Source organism: Haemophilus haemolyticus, from assembly GCF_003352385.1.
Classification (GTDB): Bacteria; Pseudomonadota; Gammaproteobacteria; order Enterobacterales; family Pasteurellaceae; genus Haemophilus; species Haemophilus haemolyticus_I.
In genome coordinates this window covers 465598-483110 of sequence record NZ_CP031243.1, presented here as the reverse complement: position 1 = coordinate 483110, position 17513 = coordinate 465598, and the positions used below count along the sequence as shown (strand labels likewise).

Sequence of the window (17513 nt, the reverse complement as noted above, 5' to 3'; positions counted from 1 at the left end):
CTTGATGATGAACTGGGAACTTGAGTGCAATGCCAACCTTGCCAAACGTGAGCAAGCGATGGCAGATGCACGTGCAGTGATGATGCAAAGTGCGGTGAATGTTGACCGCACTTTAGATGCTGCTCAAGCGACATCGGCGCAAATGGAATTGTTTTCTGTTGCGCCGCACCAGTTCGATTATGTTGAAAAACTGCTTTCTGCGCTCCCTCGCAAACGCCAACGTGAGCATTTTCGCCATGTGTGGTTGCGTGCGTTCAACGGTGTGAAAGATGATGGTTCTATCGGGTTTAAATTTGGTAATAAACAGGCAGCGTATGCCAATACCTATTTGCGTGAAATCCTCACTAATCGCTTGAAAGCCGTTTTTCAACATTATCAGGTTAGCCTTGATTGGTTGATTGACCGTGATACGCATTCACAAACGGTCGCACTTTCCAAAGGCAAAAAGGCGGCTAACTTTCCGTTTTATTTATTAGGTGAACATCAGCTAAAAGAAATGGCAGACAAATTAGCCATGTTGTTTACGAAATTACAGTCTGATTTTGTCACCGAACAAGCCGAGCGGAAAGAACGTGGGGAAATATCTCTTGATGATTTCACCGCACTTTCTCGTGACCTTTATCGCTTAGTGGGCGAAGTGTGTGCAGATATTGGTTTTCCGTTAAAACACTGGTTCGCTTATCAAGATAACCGTTTCTTAGATGTAAATGACATTGAGGTTGATCTGAATAAATCAGTTTGCCCAAAACATTGGAAACGTCAACTTACTACGGCACAAAAACGATTGAAAGAACATGTGGAGATTGGCTGTGGTGCAGTTTCTGCCAAAGTGAGTCCTTATGTGTCGCAAACCGCATTTAATGATTACCGTGCGCAACGTGCAGATAACCTCGAATATCTGCAACAAATGGTGTTGGAAAATCTAGACGATAGCACCGAACAAATGCCGTTGATTGAAATGTGGAAAAAATCTGTGGCAAATCCTGCTATCCGTTTTCAGGAAACCATGAACCGCTTGCGTGGTATTGATGAATGGGCGATAGAAAATTCATTTGTGTCACTCTTTCTTACGCTGACTGCCCCATCCTCTTTTCACGCGACGCATGAAACAGGCAAAAACAATAAAAAATGGCAAGGCGCAAGCCCTCGTGACACGCAACGTTACTTAAATAAAGTGTGGGCACAGTTACGTGCACAGTTTGCCAAACGTAGGATCGGTTTTTTTGGCTTTCGTGGCGTTGAACCGCATCACGATGGCACACCGCATTGGCACTTGCTGATGTATGTAAAACCTGAACATAAAGATGATGTTATTCATCTATTCCGCAAGAAAGCATTGGAATTAGATGGCGATGAATTTGGGGCGAAAAAATACCGTTTCAAAGTAGAAGAAATTGACCCAACCAAAGGTTCTGCCATTGGCTATGTGGCGAAATACATCGCCAAGAATATCTATGCAGGTAAGCAAGGCAAAGAAATGTCCGATGAAGTAGAAAATCTGACATTACTTGAAAACGTACAACGTGTCAGTGCGTGGGCAAATCTTTGGGGCATTCGTCAATTCCAGTTTTACGGCACACCGTCAATTTCGACTTGGCGTGAACTTCGCAAAATTGATGATGCCATGGCAGCCGTTGCGGACGATGAAGTATTGGATATTGGTCGCACGGTGGCTGATGTGAGTTGTTTTGGTAGTTATTTAAAAGTGCAAGGTGGCGCAATGACAAAACGTTGTGATCAACCAATTTGTATTGAGTATGAAGAATGCGAGCCGAATAAATACGGGGAGATTCGTAAGAAAATTGTGGGAGTAAAAAACAGATTCACAGAAAAGAAAATCATCACCAAGTTAAAAAACTGGGTGATTAAATCAGCGAAAAGTGCGTTGGGTTCCACCGCACTTCATTCGGAGTCCACCGAAACAAACAAGGCGCATCGCGCCGCTTGGACTTGTGTCAATAACTGTAACCGTTCAAAAATTGAACAACAAGCAAGTATATTGATGTTGCCTATTGGTTCGCCATTAAAACCGTCACAAATTGACCTTTTAATGCGCCATGGACGGTTACGGCTTAATGACTATCGGTGGATTTGTTGTGAAAACGATGAAGTTTTCATAAAAGAAGAAAAAATTCCGTTGGCTCAAGCCTTTGGTTGGGGCGAGAGCTTGGGGGATTTTAGGTTAAATTAATTAAAAGTGAGGTTAAAAATGAGAAAAATTGTTCAAATTGCTGTGTCTGAATCTATGGGTTATGACAAAGAATGCGATGATTTACAACTATCAGAAACAATTTTTGCTCTGTGCAATGACGGAACATTATGGCGTAGATGGTTAAATGCTGTTGGTTCTCGTAGAAATGAACCTAAATGGGTAAAGATTGAAAATGTTCCGCAGGATTAAGGAAAATACCATGATCAATATTCAGTTAATTGATGGTAAGCGATATGTGGTGCTGGAGTGTGAATTTGCTAGAGAATGGCGAGTTGGGAGGGGAAGCCGAACAACCGTGACTTATAGTGAAGCCGAAGAAATCGCAGACCATTACAGAAAATATTTAAAAATTCCACCGGAGCGAATCCTAATTGTGGAAGTACCTAATGTGATTAAAGATAGAGATTGAAAGGAAAGAAAAATGGCAGAATTACAACATCTTATAAAAAACATTGAACAATGGGCGGAAGATCGCAATTTGATTGGGGGTTCTACCCCACAAAAACAATTCATTAAATTAATGGAAGAATTTGGCGAGCTTTGTGCAGGTATCGCACGAAACGATAAAGAGAAAATCAAAGATAGCATTGGTGATTGTTTTGTGGTGATGGTGATTTTGGCTAAGCAAAATCATATTGATAGCGTCTTAGAAACAATTAGTAATCTAGATTCATTTCAACCTGTTTTTGAATTAGACGTTGAAGAAATTATCGCAGAAACAGTCGTTAGCCTTGGTATGCTCGCAAGTGAATTAATGGGTCAAAACCTAGAAATGCCGACAAAAATTGATGCTATATTCGGGTGTCCTTGCTTATCACTTAAATTAATTAGCAGAAAATATAATTTAATGCTAACAGATTGTGTGCAAGCCGCTTGGGATGAAATCAAAGACCGCAAAGGACGTATGATTGATGGTGTGTTTGTGAAAGAGGGGGATTTGTGATTACGGAGGAAAACACAACAAAATCCGAGCGCACGTTAACGATAAAGGAGGTGGCCAACCTCCTTAATTTGAGTTACAGCACTGTTTTCGCTCACCGTTTTAAATGGGGCTTTTTTCAAATGGAAGGTTCGAAAGCGTGGCGAGTTTTTAGGGAAGATCTTGACCGTTGTAGAAAAAGAAAAAATAATGTCATCCGATTGGTTGGATTGACTGATATAAAAAATGGAGGAAAAAATAAATGTCAATCTACAAGAGAGGAAGTACATATTGGCTCGATATTACAACACCGAGTGGCGAACGAATTAGACGAAGCACTGGGACTGAAGTAAAGAAAAAGGCACAAGAATTACACGATAAGATCAAAGCAGAATTATGGGATATGGCGCACCTTAATCAGAAACCACCTAAACTCTTTGAAGAAGCATTGTTATTATTTGTGGAAGATGCCAAGTTGAAAAAGGATTTTGATACTAACCGCAGACACGCCATTTATTGGCGTTCTGTTTTTGGCGGTTGGAAATTGAGTGATATTACAGGCGAAGATATTATGACTAATTTGCCGACATACTCAACCACTCATAAAAAACCATTGTCGCCTTCGACAAAAAACCGCTATCGCACGTCTATTTTGCGGGTGCTTTCACTGGCTTATAAAAATGGTTGGATTGATAGAATCCCTTATGTGAAAAAATTCGTTGAGCCAAAAGTCCGCGTGCGTTGGATTACAAAAGAGCAAGCCACAACACTGATTTCAAATTTAAATTTAGCGTGGATGAAAAATGTTTGTTCTTTTGCTTTATTCACTGGAGCACGTATGACAGAGATTTTATCAATGACATGGGATAAAGTGGATTTTGAACGTAGCATCGCAATTGTTTCAAATGATGTAGCGAAATCAGGTAAAGCAAGAGCATTACCGTTGAATAACACTGCTTTGGATTTATTGCAAAAATTATACCAAACTCGCCGCAGTGAATTTGTTTTTCATCGTGGTACTAATAAACAAATTGGGCGTATTGATTGGCATGATTTCCATCAAGCATTAGAAAAAAGCAATATTCATAATTTTCGCTTTCATGATTTACGCCATACTTGGGCAAGTTGGCATGTTCAAGCAGGTACACCGCTTTATACGTTAAAAGAAATGGGTGGTTGGGAAACATTAGAAATGGTAAAGAAATATGCACATTTAAATGCAGATCACATGATAGAGTTTGCGAACAATGTCACATTTACGCCACACGAATACGATGATTTCTCACAAGAAAATTTTTACAATGTAGTAAATTATTGAAAATGAAAGGTTTTTTAATGGCAGGGGCGGAGAGGCTCGAACTCCCAACACCCGGTTTTGGAGACCGGTGCTCTACCAATTGAACTACGCCCCTATTGGTATGAATAAATTGGCGGAATGGACGGGACTCGAACCCGCGACCCCCTGCGTGACAGGCAGGTATTCTAACCAGCTGAACTACCACTCCGCTAAACGTGGTAATTGGCAGTGCCTTACTCTCACATGAGGATACCCCACACTACCATCAGCGTTATAACATTTCACTTCTGAGTTCGGTATGGTATCAGGTGGATCTATTGCACTATCTCTGCCAAAAATTTTTTATTTTTTTAATTTACTCAATGAATAAACTAAAAAAATAAACCTGGCGGTGCCCTACTCTCACATGGGGATGCCCCACACTACCATCGGCATTACAGCGTTTCACTTCTGAGTTCGGTATGGTGTCAGGTGGTTCCACCGCACTATCGCCGCCAGGATAATTCTTTGATAACTTGTCTTTTCTCTTCTATCTCTCGCTACTCAGTCAGCTCTTACTCGACCTTTCACTCGTTCTTATTGGCTACAAGCTAAGCTCGATTTTCGTTCTATTGAGTCTTCTTATTTGATTTGTTTGTCTAGTCTTCTCTTACGCTCTTTTCCAAAAACACTTGAGCGTTGTATAGTTAAGCCTCTCGGGCAATTAGTACAGGTTAGCTCAATGACTCACATCACTTACACACCCTGCCTATCTACGTCTTAGTCTTAAACAACCCTTACACACTTGATGTGTGGGAGAACTCATCTCTTGGCAAGTTTCGTGCTTAGATGCTTTCAGCACTTATCTCTTCCGCACTTAGCTACCCGGCAATGCGTCTGGCGACACAACCGGAACACCAGTGGTGCGTCCACTCCGGTCCTCTCGTACTAGGAGCAGCCCCAACCAATTCTCCAACGCCCACGGCAGATAGGGACCGAACTGTCTCACGACGTTCTAAACCCAGCTCGCGTACCACTTTAAATGGCGAACAGCCATACCCTTGGGACCTACTTCAGCCCCAGGATGTGATGAGCCGACATCGAGGTGCCAAACACCGCCGTCGATATGAACTCTTGGGCGGTATCAGCCTGTTATCCCCGGAGTACCTTTTATCCGTTGAGCGATGGCCCTTCCATTCAGAACCACCGGATCACTATGACCTACTTTCGTACCTGCTCGACTTGTCTGTCTCGCAGTTAAGCTTGCTTATACCATTGCACTAACCTCACGATGTCCGACCGTGATTAGCAAACCTTCGTGCTCCTCCGTTACGCTTTGGGAGGAGACCGCCCCAGTCAAACTACCCACCAGACACTGTCCGAGACCGCGTTCCGCAATCTTCGTTAGAACATCAAACGTTAAAGGGTGGTATTTCAAGGACGACTCCATAATCACTGGCGTGACTACTTCTAAGTCTCCCACCTATCCTACACATCAAAATTCAATGTTCAGTGTCAAGCTATAGTAAAGGTTCACGGGGTCTTTCCGTCTAGCCGCGGGTACACCGCATCTTCACGGCGATTTCAATTTCACTGAGTCTCGGGTGGAGACAGCCTGGCCATCATTATGCCATTCGTGCAGGTCGGAACTTACCCGACAAGGAATTTCGCTACCTTAGGACCGTTATAGTTACGGCCGCCGTTTACTGGGGCTTCGATCAGGAGCTTCTCTTTCGATTACACCATCAATTAACCTTCCAGCACCGGGCAGGCATCACACCCTATACGTCCACTTTCGTGTTTGCAGAGTGCTGTGTTTTTAATAAACAGTTGCAGCCAGCTGGTATCTTCGACCGGTTCAACCTTCAGGGGCTAGCCCTTACAATCTACGCCGGCGCACCTTCTCCCGAAGTTACGGTGCTATTTTGCCTAGTTCCTTCACCCGAGTTCTCTCAAGCGCCTGAGTATTCTCTACCTGACCACCTGTGTCGGTTTTCAGTACGGTTTAGTAAAGCCTTTCGCTTAGTGGCTTTTCCTGGAAGTGTGGTATCAGTTACTTCAGCTCCGTAGAGCCTCGTCATCATCTCTCAGTGTTAAGGAAGTCCGGATTTGCCTAAACTTCCCACCTACCAACTTAAACGCACATATCCAACAGTGCGATAACCTAACCTACTCCGTCCCCACATCGCAGCTTTACCAAGTACAGGAATATTAACCTGTTTCCCATCGACTACGCTCTTCAGCCTCGCCTTAGGGGCCGACTCACCCTGCCCCGATTAACGTTGGACAGGAACCCTTGGTCTTCCGGCGAACGGGTTTTTCACCCGTTTTATCGTTACTTATGTCAGCATTCGCACTTGTGATACGTCCAGCCAACCTCTCGATTAACCTTCATCCGCTTACACAACGCTCCCCTACCCAACAGACGTATCACTAATAATCCTCACTCAAAGATGCCCGACTCAACGTTCGGGTTGCTTGAACAACATTTCATGTCGCTTCGCGTCATTCCATGTTGTTAATCGTAAGGCGTATTAGTGATACGCCTGATGCCGCAGCTTCGGTGCTATATTTCAGCCCCGTTACATCTTCCGCGCAGGCCGACTCGACTAGTGAGCTATTACGCTTTCTTTAAATGATGGCTGCTTCTAAGCCAACATCCTAGCTGTCTAAGCCTTCCCACTTCGTTTCCCACTTAATATAGACTTGGGGACCTTAGCTGGCGGTCTGGGTTGTTTCCCTCTCCACGACGGACGTTAGCACCCGCCGTGTGTCTCCTGAGTATCACTCTTTGGTATTCGTAGTTTGCATCGGGTTGGTAATCCGGGATGGACCCCTAGCCGAAACAGTGCTCTACCCCCAAAGGTGTCCGCTCAAGGCTCTACCTAAATAGATTTCGGGGAGAACCAGCTATCTCCCGGTTTGATTGGCCTTTCACCCCCAGCCACAAGTCATCCGCTAATTTTTCAACATTAGTCGGTTCGGTCCTCCAGTTAGTGTTACCCAACCTTCAACCTGCCCATGGCTAGATCACCGGGTTTCGGGTCTATACCTTGCAACTATTCGCCCAGTTAAGACTCGGTTTCCCTTCGGCTCCCCTATTCGGTTAACCTCGCTACAAAATATAAGTCGCTGACCCATTATACAAAAGGTACGCAGTCACCCTTTCAGGCTCCCACTGCTTGTACGTACAAGGTTTCAGGTTCTATTTCACTCCCCTCACCGGGGTTCTTTTCGCCTTTCCTTCACAGTACTGGTTCACTATCGGTCAATCAGGAGTATTTAGCCTTGGAGGATGGTCCCCCCATCTTCAAACAGGATATCACGTGTCCCGCCCTACTTATCGTTAGCTTAGTACCATGACCTGGACTTCGAGTACGGGGCTATCACCCTGTGTCGCTAAGCTTCCCAGCTTGTTCCTCTGTCTCTGTCATTATCACTAACAGGCTCCTTCGCGTTCGCTCGCCGCTACTAACGAAATCTCGGTTGATTTCTTTTCCTCGGGGTACTTAGATGTTTCAGTTCTCCCGGTTTGCCTCAACAAACTATGTATTCACTTGTTGATAGTAGATTCTTCATCTACTGGGTTTCCCCATTCGGATATCTTGGATTAAACGCCTCTTATCGACTCATCCAAGCTTTTCGCAGATTAGCACGTCCTTCTTCGCCTCTGATTGCCAAGGCATCCACCTTGTACGCTTAGTCACTTAACTATACAACCTCAAATGTTTTCAATCACTTTACGTTTTCACTTCAAAGTACGGTCAATTTGATGCGTATGTTCATTCAACTAAACACTTGATTGCTTTTGTTCAATCAAGATTTTATGCAAAACAGGTTTGCTTTCAGAGTTTCCTTCTCAGTTCCCTCTTTCACTTTCCTGCCTTGCCTACTCAGACTTTCTCTCGAAAATCTCTTGTTTTCAGCTTGTTTCCAATTTTTTAAAGAACAGTTGATAAAACTTTTCAGTTATCATCGTTAAATAAACTAAATGAATAAATTTACTTAACGATGATAAGTGGTGGAGATAAGCGGGATCGAACCGCTGACCTCCTGCGTGCAAGGCAGGCGCTCTCCCAGCTGAGCTATATCCCCATTTCATCATAATTTAATAACTAATCATTTATGTTTTAGTTATTATTTATTTACACTACACCTTTCGCTTCACTCACTCTCAGAGTGGTGGGTCTGAGTGGACTTGAACCACCGACCTCACCCTTATCAGGGGTGCGCTCTAACCACCTGAGCTACAGACCCAAGGGTAATGCTTTCTTCTGCTCATTTGTCTACAACTATCAGGCAATCTGTGTGAGCACTCGCTGTCTCTCGTCTTTGGTAAGGAGGTGATCCAACCGCAGGTTCCCCTACGGTTACCTTGTTACGACTTCACCCCAGTCATGAATCATACCGTGGTAAACGCCCTCCAAAAGGTTAAGCTATCTACTTCTGGTACAACCCACTCCCATGGTGTGACGGGCGGTGTGTACAAGGCCCGGGAACGTATTCACCGCGACATTCTGATTCGCGATTACTAGCGATTCCGACTTCATGGAGTCGAGTTGCAGACTCCAATCCGGACTTAGACGTACTTTCTGAGATTCGCTCCACCTCGCAGTTTCGCCACCCTCTGTATACGCCATTGTAGCACGTGTGTAGCCCTACTCGTAAGGGCCATGATGACTTGACGTCATCCCCACCTTCCTCCAGTTTATCACTGGCAGTCTCCTTTGAGTTCCCGACCGTATCGCTGGCAACAAAGGATAAGGGTTGCGCTCGTTGCGGGACTTAACCCAACATTTCACAACACGAGCTGACGACAGCCATGCAGCACCTGTCTCATGGTTCCCGAAGGCACTCCCGTATCTCTACAGGATTCCATGGATGTCAAGAGTAGGTAAGGTTCTTCGCGTTGCATCGAATTAAACCACATGCTCCACCGCTTGTGCGGGCCCCCGTCAATTCATTTGAGTTTTAACCTTGCGGCCGTACTCCCCAGGCGGTCGATTTATCACGTTAGCTACGGGCACCAAGCTCAAAGCCCAATCCCCAAATCGACAGCGTTTACAGCGTGGACTACCAGGGTATCTAATCCTGTTTGCTCCCCACGCTTTCGCACATGAGCGTCAGTACATTCCCAAGGGGCTGCCTTCGCCTTCGGTATTCCTCCACATCTCTACGCATTTCACCGCTACACGTGGAATTCTACCCCTCCCTAAAGTACTCTAGTTACCCAGTCTGAAATGCAATTCCCAGGTTAAGCCCGGGGCTTTCACACCTCACTTAAATAACCGCCTGCGTGCCCTTTACGCCCAGTTATTCCGATTAACGCTCGCACCCTCCGTATTACCGCGGCTGCTGGCACGGAGTTAGCCGGTGCTTCTTCTGTATTTAACGTCAATGATGTGTACTATTAGCACACATCCCTTCCTCAATACCGAAAGAACTTTACAACCCGAAGGCCTTCTTCATTCACGCGGCATGGCTGCGTCAGGGTTCCCCCCATTGCGCAATATTCCCCACTGCTGCCTCCCGTAGGAGTCTGGACCGTGTCTCAGTTCCAGTGTGGCTGGCCATCCTCTCAGACCAGCTAGAGATCGCAGGCTTGGTAGGCCTTTACCCCACCAACTACCTAATCCCACTTGGGCTCATCTCATGGCATGCGGCCTTGCGGTCCCGCACTTTCATCTTCCGATACTACGCGGTATTAGCTACAGTTTCCCGTAGTTATCCCCCTCCATAAGCCAGATTCCCAAGCATTACTCACCCGTCCGCCACTCGTCAGCAAGAAAGCAAGCTTTCTCCTGCTACCGTTCGACTTGCATGTGTTAAGCCTGCCGCCAGCGTTCAATCTGAGCCATGATCAAACTCTTCAATTCAAGTTCAATCGCTCAATAAACTGCTTAGCTATAAATAAAACACTACTTAAAAAGTAATTATGAATTTTCAGTTAAGCACCTATTAAGACTTCAAAATTAAAAATAGTTTAAAACAAGTCAATCAACAAGTGCCCACACAGATTGTCTGATATATTGTTAAAGAGCAAAAAACAACGACGCACGTGGAAACTTAAATATTTCACAACAGTGCGTCGTTGTGTGCGGTGCATTATAGGGATTTTTAAAACCCTTGCAAGTACTTTTTGTAAAAATATTTAAAAAAATGATCTTTTGATGGAAATATAAACATTTCATTAAAAAGTGCGGTCAAAAATACAATAATTTTCCAATTATTATTTTTTCCAATAGCTTGGAATAAACAGCACGATTAATGAAAACATTTCTAAACGTCCACAGATCATAGCAAAACTAAAGACTAATTTAGCACTTTCTGGAACATCAATAAAACTTTCGTGAATAAAACCAAGTCCCGGTCCTGCATTCGTTAATGTGGCGAATACGGCTCCCATCGCATCAAAAGCATTCATTCCACAAAGAATAACAGCAAAAACACACCCCCAATAAACCAGTATAAAAATAATGAAAAATGCCCAAATACTTTCTATCATTCTTGGTGCTAGACGATTTTTACCTATTCGAATTGGTTGTACTAAATTTGGATGAATTAAACTATGCAGTTCTCGATCGATTTGTTTCCACAATATAAGTGTCCGTATCGCTTTTAATCCCCCAGTTGTTGAACCACCACAACCACCAATTACCGCAGAAATTACCAGTAAAAGCCCAATAAAAGGCGGAAGATTATCAATATCAAAAATCGTATAACCAGCAGTCATTGACATTGATGTTAATTGTAATGCACCTTTTGTTACTGCCTCGTTCATATCTGAAACTAAACCATAACCATATAAAGATAGAGATACAATACCAATAAAAATAATTTGCATCGTTAGAAAAAAACGAAATTCGGGATCTTTCCAATAATTTCGCCAAATATTTCTTTTACCTAGTGCAAGAAAAGCGGAAATATGTAAACTAAAATTAACACCCCCAATCAGCATAAAAATTGTTGTAACCCAATAAATGGAAGCTTGATTAAAATAGCCAATACTTGCATCATGTGTTGAAAACCCCCCATTAGAAATCGTCGAAAAACTATGCCCAATGGCATCAAAAAGATTCATTCCTGATAGCCAATATGCAATGGCACAAAGAACAGTTAATGAAGCATAAATAATCCATAGAGCTTTCGCCACTTCTGAAATTTTAGGCAAAGATTTTTGATCTTTAAGAGGGCCTGAAGATTCTGCTCGATATAATTGTGTCCCACCAATTCCCAACAGCGGAATTATCGCCACAGCCAATACGATAATCCCCATACCACCTAACCATTGTAAAAACTGACGATAAAACAAAATAGATTTAGGTAAATTATCCAGCCCCGTCATTACCGTTGCACCAGTAGTAGTTAAGCCAGAAAATGCTTCAAATACGGCTGAAGCAATAGTTAAATGTGGTGAATCGAATAATAAAAGAGGCAATGTTGCCAAGCTTCCTAAAACTAACCAAAAAGCCACAACGATCAAAAAACCATCACGGGATCGTAATTCTTGTTTATAGTGATGGCATGGCCACCAAAGCAATGTGCCCGCCGTCAAACTCAACATAAAAGCCTGCATAAATGCCTTACCGCCACCATCGCCATAAATAAGTGCGACAAATGCTGGAATCAGCATCGTGCCAGAAAAACACATCACAAGAATACCAATAATTCGGATAATCGATAAAATATGCACTATTATTCGCCTGTTTCTAAAAGTTGGATAAGTAATCTGCCCGCAGACTTTTCCGTTAATTCTGAAGAAAAAACATCGACTGTTTTTTCACTAATACCTAAAATCAAATGAATATTTACCTGAAAATCTTGAGATAAAATCTCAACCTGATATTTTTCACAAAGTTGTAGCACCAAACTTAGCTGACCATAGTCACAATCAAGTTTGAAAGGGGTTCGTTCAACTTTAATTTCGCTTTCAATCAACTTTAACGCTTGTTGAACGCCATTGCCATAAGCACGAACTAATCCACCTGTTCCGAGCAAAATACCGCCATAATAGCGAACCACCACCGCACTGATTTCACCGAATTGACTACCTTGCAATGCACTCAACATTGGCTTTCCTGCCGTTCCAGCAGGTTCGCCATCATCAGAAAAACCAAGTTGTAGAGAATCTGTTGGCTTGCCTGCTACGGCAGCCCAACAATGATGCCGAGCATTTGGATGTTCTTGTTTAATCTTTGCCCAAAAAGCTCTTGCGTCTTCTAAACCTTCGGTGTGCTGCAAATAAGTAATAAAACGGCTTTTCTTAATTTCTTCTTCAAAAATAACCGCACTTTTAGGAACGAGGTATTCCGCCATTTATTTTTTCAAGGTAATTTCAATGGCACTAGTCTATCACTGATGACTGGGATTTGTCGAAATTTTGCCGTAAGTGCGGTATGATATGGCTCTGTTTTTCAAAAGAAAAAAGAATATGTCTGAAATTTCCATCACACAAACCCTAGATACTTTAGGATTACGTTGTCCAGAACCTGTCATGCTTGTTCGTAAAAATATTCGTCATCTTAACGATGGCGAAATACTTTTGATTATTGCTGACGATCCTGCAACAACAAGAGATATTCCAAGTTTCTGTCAATTTATGGATCACACATTACTGCAAAGTGAAGTGGAAAAACCACCGTTCAAATATTGGGTGAAAAAAGGAAAATAAAAAATCGGCCTCATTAAAGTGCGGCCGATTTTTTTGTAATTATTAAAGATTGCGTAAGGCTTCAATACGCTTTTCGAGTGGCGGATGACTCATAAAAAGTTCACTTCGTTTTCCATTAATCATAAAGGCATTTAAAGAACCTTCAAGATTTTGGGGTTCGTGAAGTTGTTGCAAACGTTGCAATGCCATGATCATTTTTTCTTTGCCTACTAAACTTGCGGAACCAGCATCTGCACGGAATTCGCGGTAACGAGAGAACCACATTGCGATAATACTCGCAAGCACACCAAAGAGCATTTCCAATACCATCGAAACCAAGAAATAAATGCCTGAACTGCGCGTTTCTTCTCCATTATTGTTACGCGAACTTGCCACTGCCGTTGCAATAACGCGCGATAAGAAAATCACGAAAGTATTCAATACGCCTTGTAATAACGCCATAGTCACCATATCCCCATTGGAAATATGGGAAATTTCGTGCGCTAAAACAGCTTCAGCTTCAGCCTCAGTCATGTTGTTTAATAATCCCGTACTAACCGCAACTAAAGAATTGCTCTTCGTCGCACCTGTAGCAAAAGCATTCACATCAGGTGAATGATAAATCGCCACGTCTGGCATCGGAATCCCCGCTTTCTGCGCTTGGCGACTAACGGTATCAATTAACCAACGTTCAGTTTGATTACGAGGTTGAGTAATCACCTCTCCATCTACAGAACGTAATGCCATCGTTTTAGACAGGAATAAGGAAATTAATGAGCCAGCAAAACCAAATAGCAAAGCCATAATTAAAATGCCGCCGGTGCTATTTCCTGCAATACCAGTCACACTTAAAATAATACCTAATACCAGCATTACAGCCATATTGGTTGCCAAGAAAAGAAGAATACGCATCATAATGTGTTCTCTCAAAGTTAGGGTTAAGTATTTCCTTAGTTGGGAAAATTCACAAAAAATTCAAGGTGTAATATAAAATTTTTGTTATCAGCATACAAACAAAAAGTGCGGTCAAAAACATGCGAGTTTATGACCGCACTTTTAAGCAGAAATTACCAAACAGAAAATTATTTTCTTACAGCAATCGCTTCAATTTCTAATCCCACATCTTTTGGTAAACGTGCAACTTCCACGCAAGAACGAGCAGGGAAGTTAGGATGATTATTTTCTTTAAAGAAACGTTCGTATTCTGCATTAACCGCTGCAAAATCATTAAGATCTTTCACAAAAACCGTTGTTTTTACAATATCTGCGGCGGTTAAACCCGCTTTCTCGATAATCGCTTTCACATTTTCTAAAGATTGGCGTGCTTGTGCAACGATGTCTGCAGGCACTTCGCCTGTTGCAGGATTCACGGGAATTTGCCCTGAGGTTAAAACTAAATTGCCAAGATCAACCGCTTGAACATAAGGGCCAATAGCTGCCGGTGCTTTTTCAGTATGAATAATTTGAGTCATCATTTTCTCCTTGGTTGATAAAAGTGCGGTTATTTTTTACAGCACTTTTTCGTTTATTAATCAATTTCTTTTAGCACGTCATCAGAAAGCGATTCTTTATTTTCTGTTGATTTGCCATCACTCACTTTAAATTGTAAATTTTGGTAATACGCTTCTCTAAAGGTTACATATGGATCTTGGGCTTGGCGTAACAACTCCGCGTTATCGATATTTTTCGCACGAACATCCACTGCTTGCACACCATATTTCACTAACGACCACGGCCCCCCCACCCATTCCCAGAATGGATACATATAAGCCGCATCAACCACCGCGCCCGTTAATTGGCGTGGCGTTGTTGCATTATAAATCGGTAGCACAATATAAGTCCCAGCATCTACGCCGTAGCTACCTAAAGTTTCCCCAAATCCACGTTGATTATCTACGCGTAGTTCTTTGCTTGCGCTCGCAAAATCAATAAAGCCACCTAGACCAAATACAGTGTTAATCCAAAAGCGATTAAAGTGAACAAATGCTTTTTTCGGTTCACCTTCAATTAATCGGTTTATAAAACTTACTGGCTCATCAAGATTATTTGCTATGCCAGCAAGACCAGAGGAAATCGGCTTAGGCACATAGTTATTCCAACCTTTTGCAGCGGGTTCCAACACATAGCGATCCATAACGTTATAGTTAAATTTCCACATGGTTCGATTGAACCCCTCAAGGGTATCATTACGCTCACTTACTTGTTTCGTATCGTTCTTATTTGCACAACCAGTCAGCACAATAACGCCGAAAAGTGCGGTCAAAATCGTCTTTATTTTCATTTTGAATCCTTATATAAATGTGGGCTTATTCTACCTAATTTGCCATGTAACAACAAAATAAATATTTCCCATAAAACATATAAAAAGTGCGGTAAAAACACCTTATTTTTACCGCACTTTCTCATTCCTAACATAAAACTAATTTCGTTTTCTGACCTTTCAGATAATTAACAATTCCTTCAGGAACATCATCCGTAAACAAATATTCCACATCACTTAATTCGCCCAATCGAACAATCGCTTGGCGAGTAAATTTAGAGTGATCGGTCACTAATAAGGTCTGACGTGAACTTTCAATAATCGCTCGCTTTACTTGTACTTCATGGTAATCATAATCCAATAATGAACCATCAGCATCGATCGCGCTAATCCCTAAAATCCCGAAATCTAGGCGAAATTGAGAAATAAAATTCACTGTAGCTTCGCCAATAATTCCACCATCCATTCGCAATGATCCGCCAGCCATGACAATATCAAAACTTTCATTTTGGCGTAAAAGATGAGCGGCATTCAGATTATTCGTCACAATTCGGAGTTTTTCGTGGCCAAGCAATGCATTGGCGACGGACTCAGGCGTCGTACCAATATCAATAAACAACGATGCACCGTTAGGAATCAACTTCGCAACTTCCTGTGCAATATTATTTTTTTGTAATGAAAAGAATTGTTTACGATCCACGTAATCAGAATTTTCTGCAGAAGATGGCGATGCCGCCCCACCGTGATGACGACGGATTAAATCTAACTCCGCCAAAATATTCAAATCACGGCGAATCGTTTGGGGGCTAACATCTAAGGCAGCGACCAGTTCTTCCGTGCTTAAATAGCCAGCTTGCTCCACTAGTTTAATAATTTTTTGATGGCGTAACGATTGTTTCATAGCGAATCCTTTATCCAAATAAAACAGGCTTACTCTAGCGAATTTTTGCGCAATTTGCTATCAATAAATCCCCAAATCAAGCCGACAATCAAGCCTGAAATATGCGCTGCATTTCCCATTTCAACACCAAATAAGGGGCTAACAAAACCTAATGCGATCCCCACTAATAACATTGTGAAAAAACCTTCTGGCAGATCAAATAAATGATGATTCAATTTATCGCATATAAATACATACCCCAACACAGCATATACAACACCAGAAAGCCCAAAGAAAGCGGGGCCAGACACATAATTTTGCACATAGCCTGTTATGGCGGAGGCCACAACGTACAACATCAATAATTTGACCGAACCAAAAGCGCGCTCAATCATTCCACCGAAAATAAAAAACCAAGACAGATTAAACAAAATATGCAAATTAGATAAATGTACCAATGTATGTGAGATATAGCGCCACGCTTCGCTATCTTGCTCTTCGTAAGCGGGGTAGTGCATCAAATACATAATATCGTCTTCAAAACCAAGCTGTTGAGCAATATAAATAAGCGCACAAAGTGCGGTGAGAATTAGCGTAATTTTTCCTTGTTGAGCTAAAAAGTTTTTCATTCATGATCTCAAGTTTCTGCGCAAATTTAAAAATCTGACTTCGCATTAAAGGTCATTATTTCCCCTGTAATAGGGTGGGTAATGGTCAATTCTTCTGCGTGCAAACATAATCTTGGCGACATAGCTTTAGCCTGGGGATGAGAGTAAAATTTATCGCCTAAAATTGGATGTCCCAATGCTAACATATGCAAGCGTAATTGATGAGATCTGCCTGTCACGGGCGTCAGTTTCACGCGAGTACTATTATTGGACAAACGTGCTAAAACTTCGAATTTTGTGACCGCTCTTTTTCCTAAAACGAAATCCAAACGTTGGCGAGGTCGATTTTCCCAATCACAAATCATCGGCAAATTTACCTCGCCATAATCTTTCTCCAAATGCCCCCAAACAATCGCTTGATAATGTTTTTTCGGTTCACGTTCGCGAAATTGACGTTTTAATTCACGATCCGCGGCCTTACTTAAAGCAAACACAATAATACCGCTCGTTGCCATATCCAAACGATGAGCCGGTTCACAAAAGCCGAATTTTTCTTTCACTCGACTCATTGCGCTATCGTAATATTGTGGTTGATTGCCTGGCACAGAAAGCAAACCGCTAGGTTTGTTCACCACGCACAAATGATTATCTTGATAAATAATATCCAAATAAGGTTCAAGAGGCGGATTGTATTCAATCAATGCCATT

General features: G+C 42.4%; 14 protein-coding genes, 4 tRNA genes and 4 rRNA genes. 6 read left to right on the top strand and 16 right to left on the bottom strand.

Translation table 11 applies throughout. The annotated features are described in order from the left end of the window. Positions 1 to 4: 4 nt before the first annotated feature. From DV428_RS02430 to DV428_RS02405, 5 genes are all read left to right on the top strand, one after another. Positions 5 to 2191: a replication endonuclease gene (locus DV428_RS02430; RefSeq protein ID WP_114908550.1), complete on the top strand. Its 2187-nt coding sequence runs from the start codon at positions 5 to 7 to the stop codon at positions 2189 to 2191. A gap of 18 nt (positions 2192 to 2209) precedes the next feature. After that, entirely contained in the window at positions 2210 to 2401 is a 192-nt protein-coding gene (locus DV428_RS02425) for a hypothetical protein (protein ID WP_114908549.1), read from the top strand. Positions 2402 to 2411: 10 nt separating this feature from the next. Further along, positions 2412 to 2621, top strand: a complete 210-nt coding sequence (locus DV428_RS02420; RefSeq protein ID WP_114908548.1) for a hypothetical protein — start codon at positions 2412 to 2414, stop codon at positions 2619 to 2621. A 12-nt stretch (positions 2622 to 2633) separates the two neighbouring features. Further along, complete coding sequence (locus DV428_RS02415; RefSeq protein WP_114908547.1) at positions 2634 to 3155, top strand: MazG-like family protein; 522 nt, start codon at positions 2634 to 2636, stop codon at positions 3153 to 3155. A 238-nt stretch (positions 3156 to 3393) separates the two neighbouring features. Then, positions 3394 to 4449: a tyrosine-type recombinase/integrase gene (locus DV428_RS02405; protein ID WP_114908546.1), complete on the top strand. Its 1056-nt coding sequence runs from the start codon at positions 3394 to 3396 to the stop codon at positions 4447 to 4449. Between the two features lie 18 nt (positions 4450 to 4467). Here DV428_RS02405 and DV428_RS02400 read toward each other — a convergent pair. The 10 genes from DV428_RS02400 to DV428_RS02355 all read right to left on the bottom strand — a co-directional run bounded on the left by DV428_RS02400 (position 4468) and on the right by DV428_RS02355 (position 12723). Further along, positions 4468 to 4543, bottom strand: a tRNA-Trp gene (locus tag DV428_RS02400). 16 nt (positions 4544 to 4559) lie between these two features. Beyond that, a tRNA-Asp gene (locus tag DV428_RS02395) sits at positions 4560 to 4636 on the bottom strand. 12 nt (positions 4637 to 4648) lie between these two features. Next, positions 4649 to 4764, bottom strand: a 5S ribosomal RNA gene (rrf, locus tag DV428_RS02390). Positions 4765 to 4811: 47 nt separating this feature from the next. Further along, positions 4812 to 4927 (bottom strand): 5S ribosomal RNA (rrf, locus tag DV428_RS02385). A 183-nt stretch (positions 4928 to 5110) separates the two neighbouring features. Next, positions 5111 to 8120 (bottom strand): 23S ribosomal RNA (locus DV428_RS02380). A gap of 306 nt (positions 8121 to 8426) precedes the next feature. Further along, a tRNA-Ala gene (locus DV428_RS02375) sits at positions 8427 to 8502 on the bottom strand. A gap of 85 nt (positions 8503 to 8587) precedes the next feature. Next, positions 8588 to 8664: transfer RNA gene (locus DV428_RS02370), tRNA-Ile, on the bottom strand. A 79-nt stretch (positions 8665 to 8743) separates the two neighbouring features. Further along, positions 8744 to 10283 (bottom strand): 16S ribosomal RNA (locus DV428_RS02365). Together the 16S, 23S and 5S rRNA genes with 4 tRNA genes alongside form the textbook arrangement of a ribosomal RNA operon. Positions 10284 to 10636: 353 nt before the next feature. After that, positions 10637 to 12100 (bottom strand): TrkH family potassium uptake protein, encoded by a 1464-nt coding sequence (locus tag DV428_RS02360; protein ID WP_114908545.1) that lies wholly within the window; start codon positions 12098 to 12100, stop codon positions 10637 to 10639. Positions 12101 to 12102: 2 nt separating this feature from the next. Further along, positions 12103 to 12723: a YigZ family protein gene (locus DV428_RS02355; RefSeq protein ID WP_114908544.1), complete on the bottom strand. Its 621-nt coding sequence runs from the start codon at positions 12721 to 12723 to the stop codon at positions 12103 to 12105. Between the two features lie 115 nt (positions 12724 to 12838). Between DV428_RS02355 and tusA the strand changes: the two genes are divergently transcribed. Further along, positions 12839 to 13078 carry a sulfurtransferase TusA gene (gene tusA, locus DV428_RS02350; RefSeq protein ID WP_032828119.1) on the top strand — a complete coding sequence of 80 codons (240 nt, stop codon included), beginning with the start codon at positions 12839 to 12841 and terminating at the stop codon, positions 13076 to 13078. A 42-nt stretch (positions 13079 to 13120) separates the two neighbouring features. Here tusA and htpX read toward each other — a convergent pair whose 3' ends face one another. The 6 genes from htpX to rluA form a co-directional block, all read right to left on the bottom strand. Further along, positions 13121 to 13975: a protease HtpX gene (gene htpX / locus DV428_RS02345; RefSeq protein ID WP_162837812.1), complete on the bottom strand. Its 855-nt coding sequence runs from the start codon at positions 13973 to 13975 to the stop codon at positions 13121 to 13123. A gap of 164 nt (positions 13976 to 14139) precedes the next feature. Further along, complete coding sequence (locus DV428_RS02340; protein WP_005630808.1) at positions 14140 to 14529, bottom strand: RidA family protein; 390 nt, start codon at positions 14527 to 14529, stop codon at positions 14140 to 14142. Between the two features lie 56 nt (positions 14530 to 14585). Beyond that, positions 14586 to 15338, bottom strand: coding sequence for an MlaA family lipoprotein (locus tag DV428_RS02335; RefSeq protein WP_114908543.1), 753 nt, complete (start codon positions 15336 to 15338; stop codon positions 14586 to 14588). A 127-nt stretch (positions 15339 to 15465) separates the two neighbouring features. Continuing rightward, positions 15466 to 16218 carry a DeoR/GlpR family transcriptional regulator gene (locus DV428_RS02330; RefSeq protein ID WP_114908542.1) on the bottom strand — a complete coding sequence of 251 codons (753 nt, stop codon included), beginning with the start codon at positions 16216 to 16218 and terminating at the stop codon, positions 15466 to 15468. Positions 16219 to 16247: 29 nt separating this feature from the next. Further along, entirely contained in the window at positions 16248 to 16826 is a 579-nt protein-coding gene (locus DV428_RS02325; protein WP_114908541.1) for a rhomboid family intramembrane serine protease, read from the bottom strand. Between the two features lie 26 nt (positions 16827 to 16852). Further along, complete coding sequence (rluA, locus tag DV428_RS02320) at positions 16853 to 17512, bottom strand: bifunctional tRNA pseudouridine(32) synthase/23S rRNA pseudouridine(746) synthase RluA (RefSeq protein WP_114908540.1); 660 nt, start codon at positions 17510 to 17512, stop codon at positions 16853 to 16855. Position 17513: the final 1 nt, after the last annotated feature.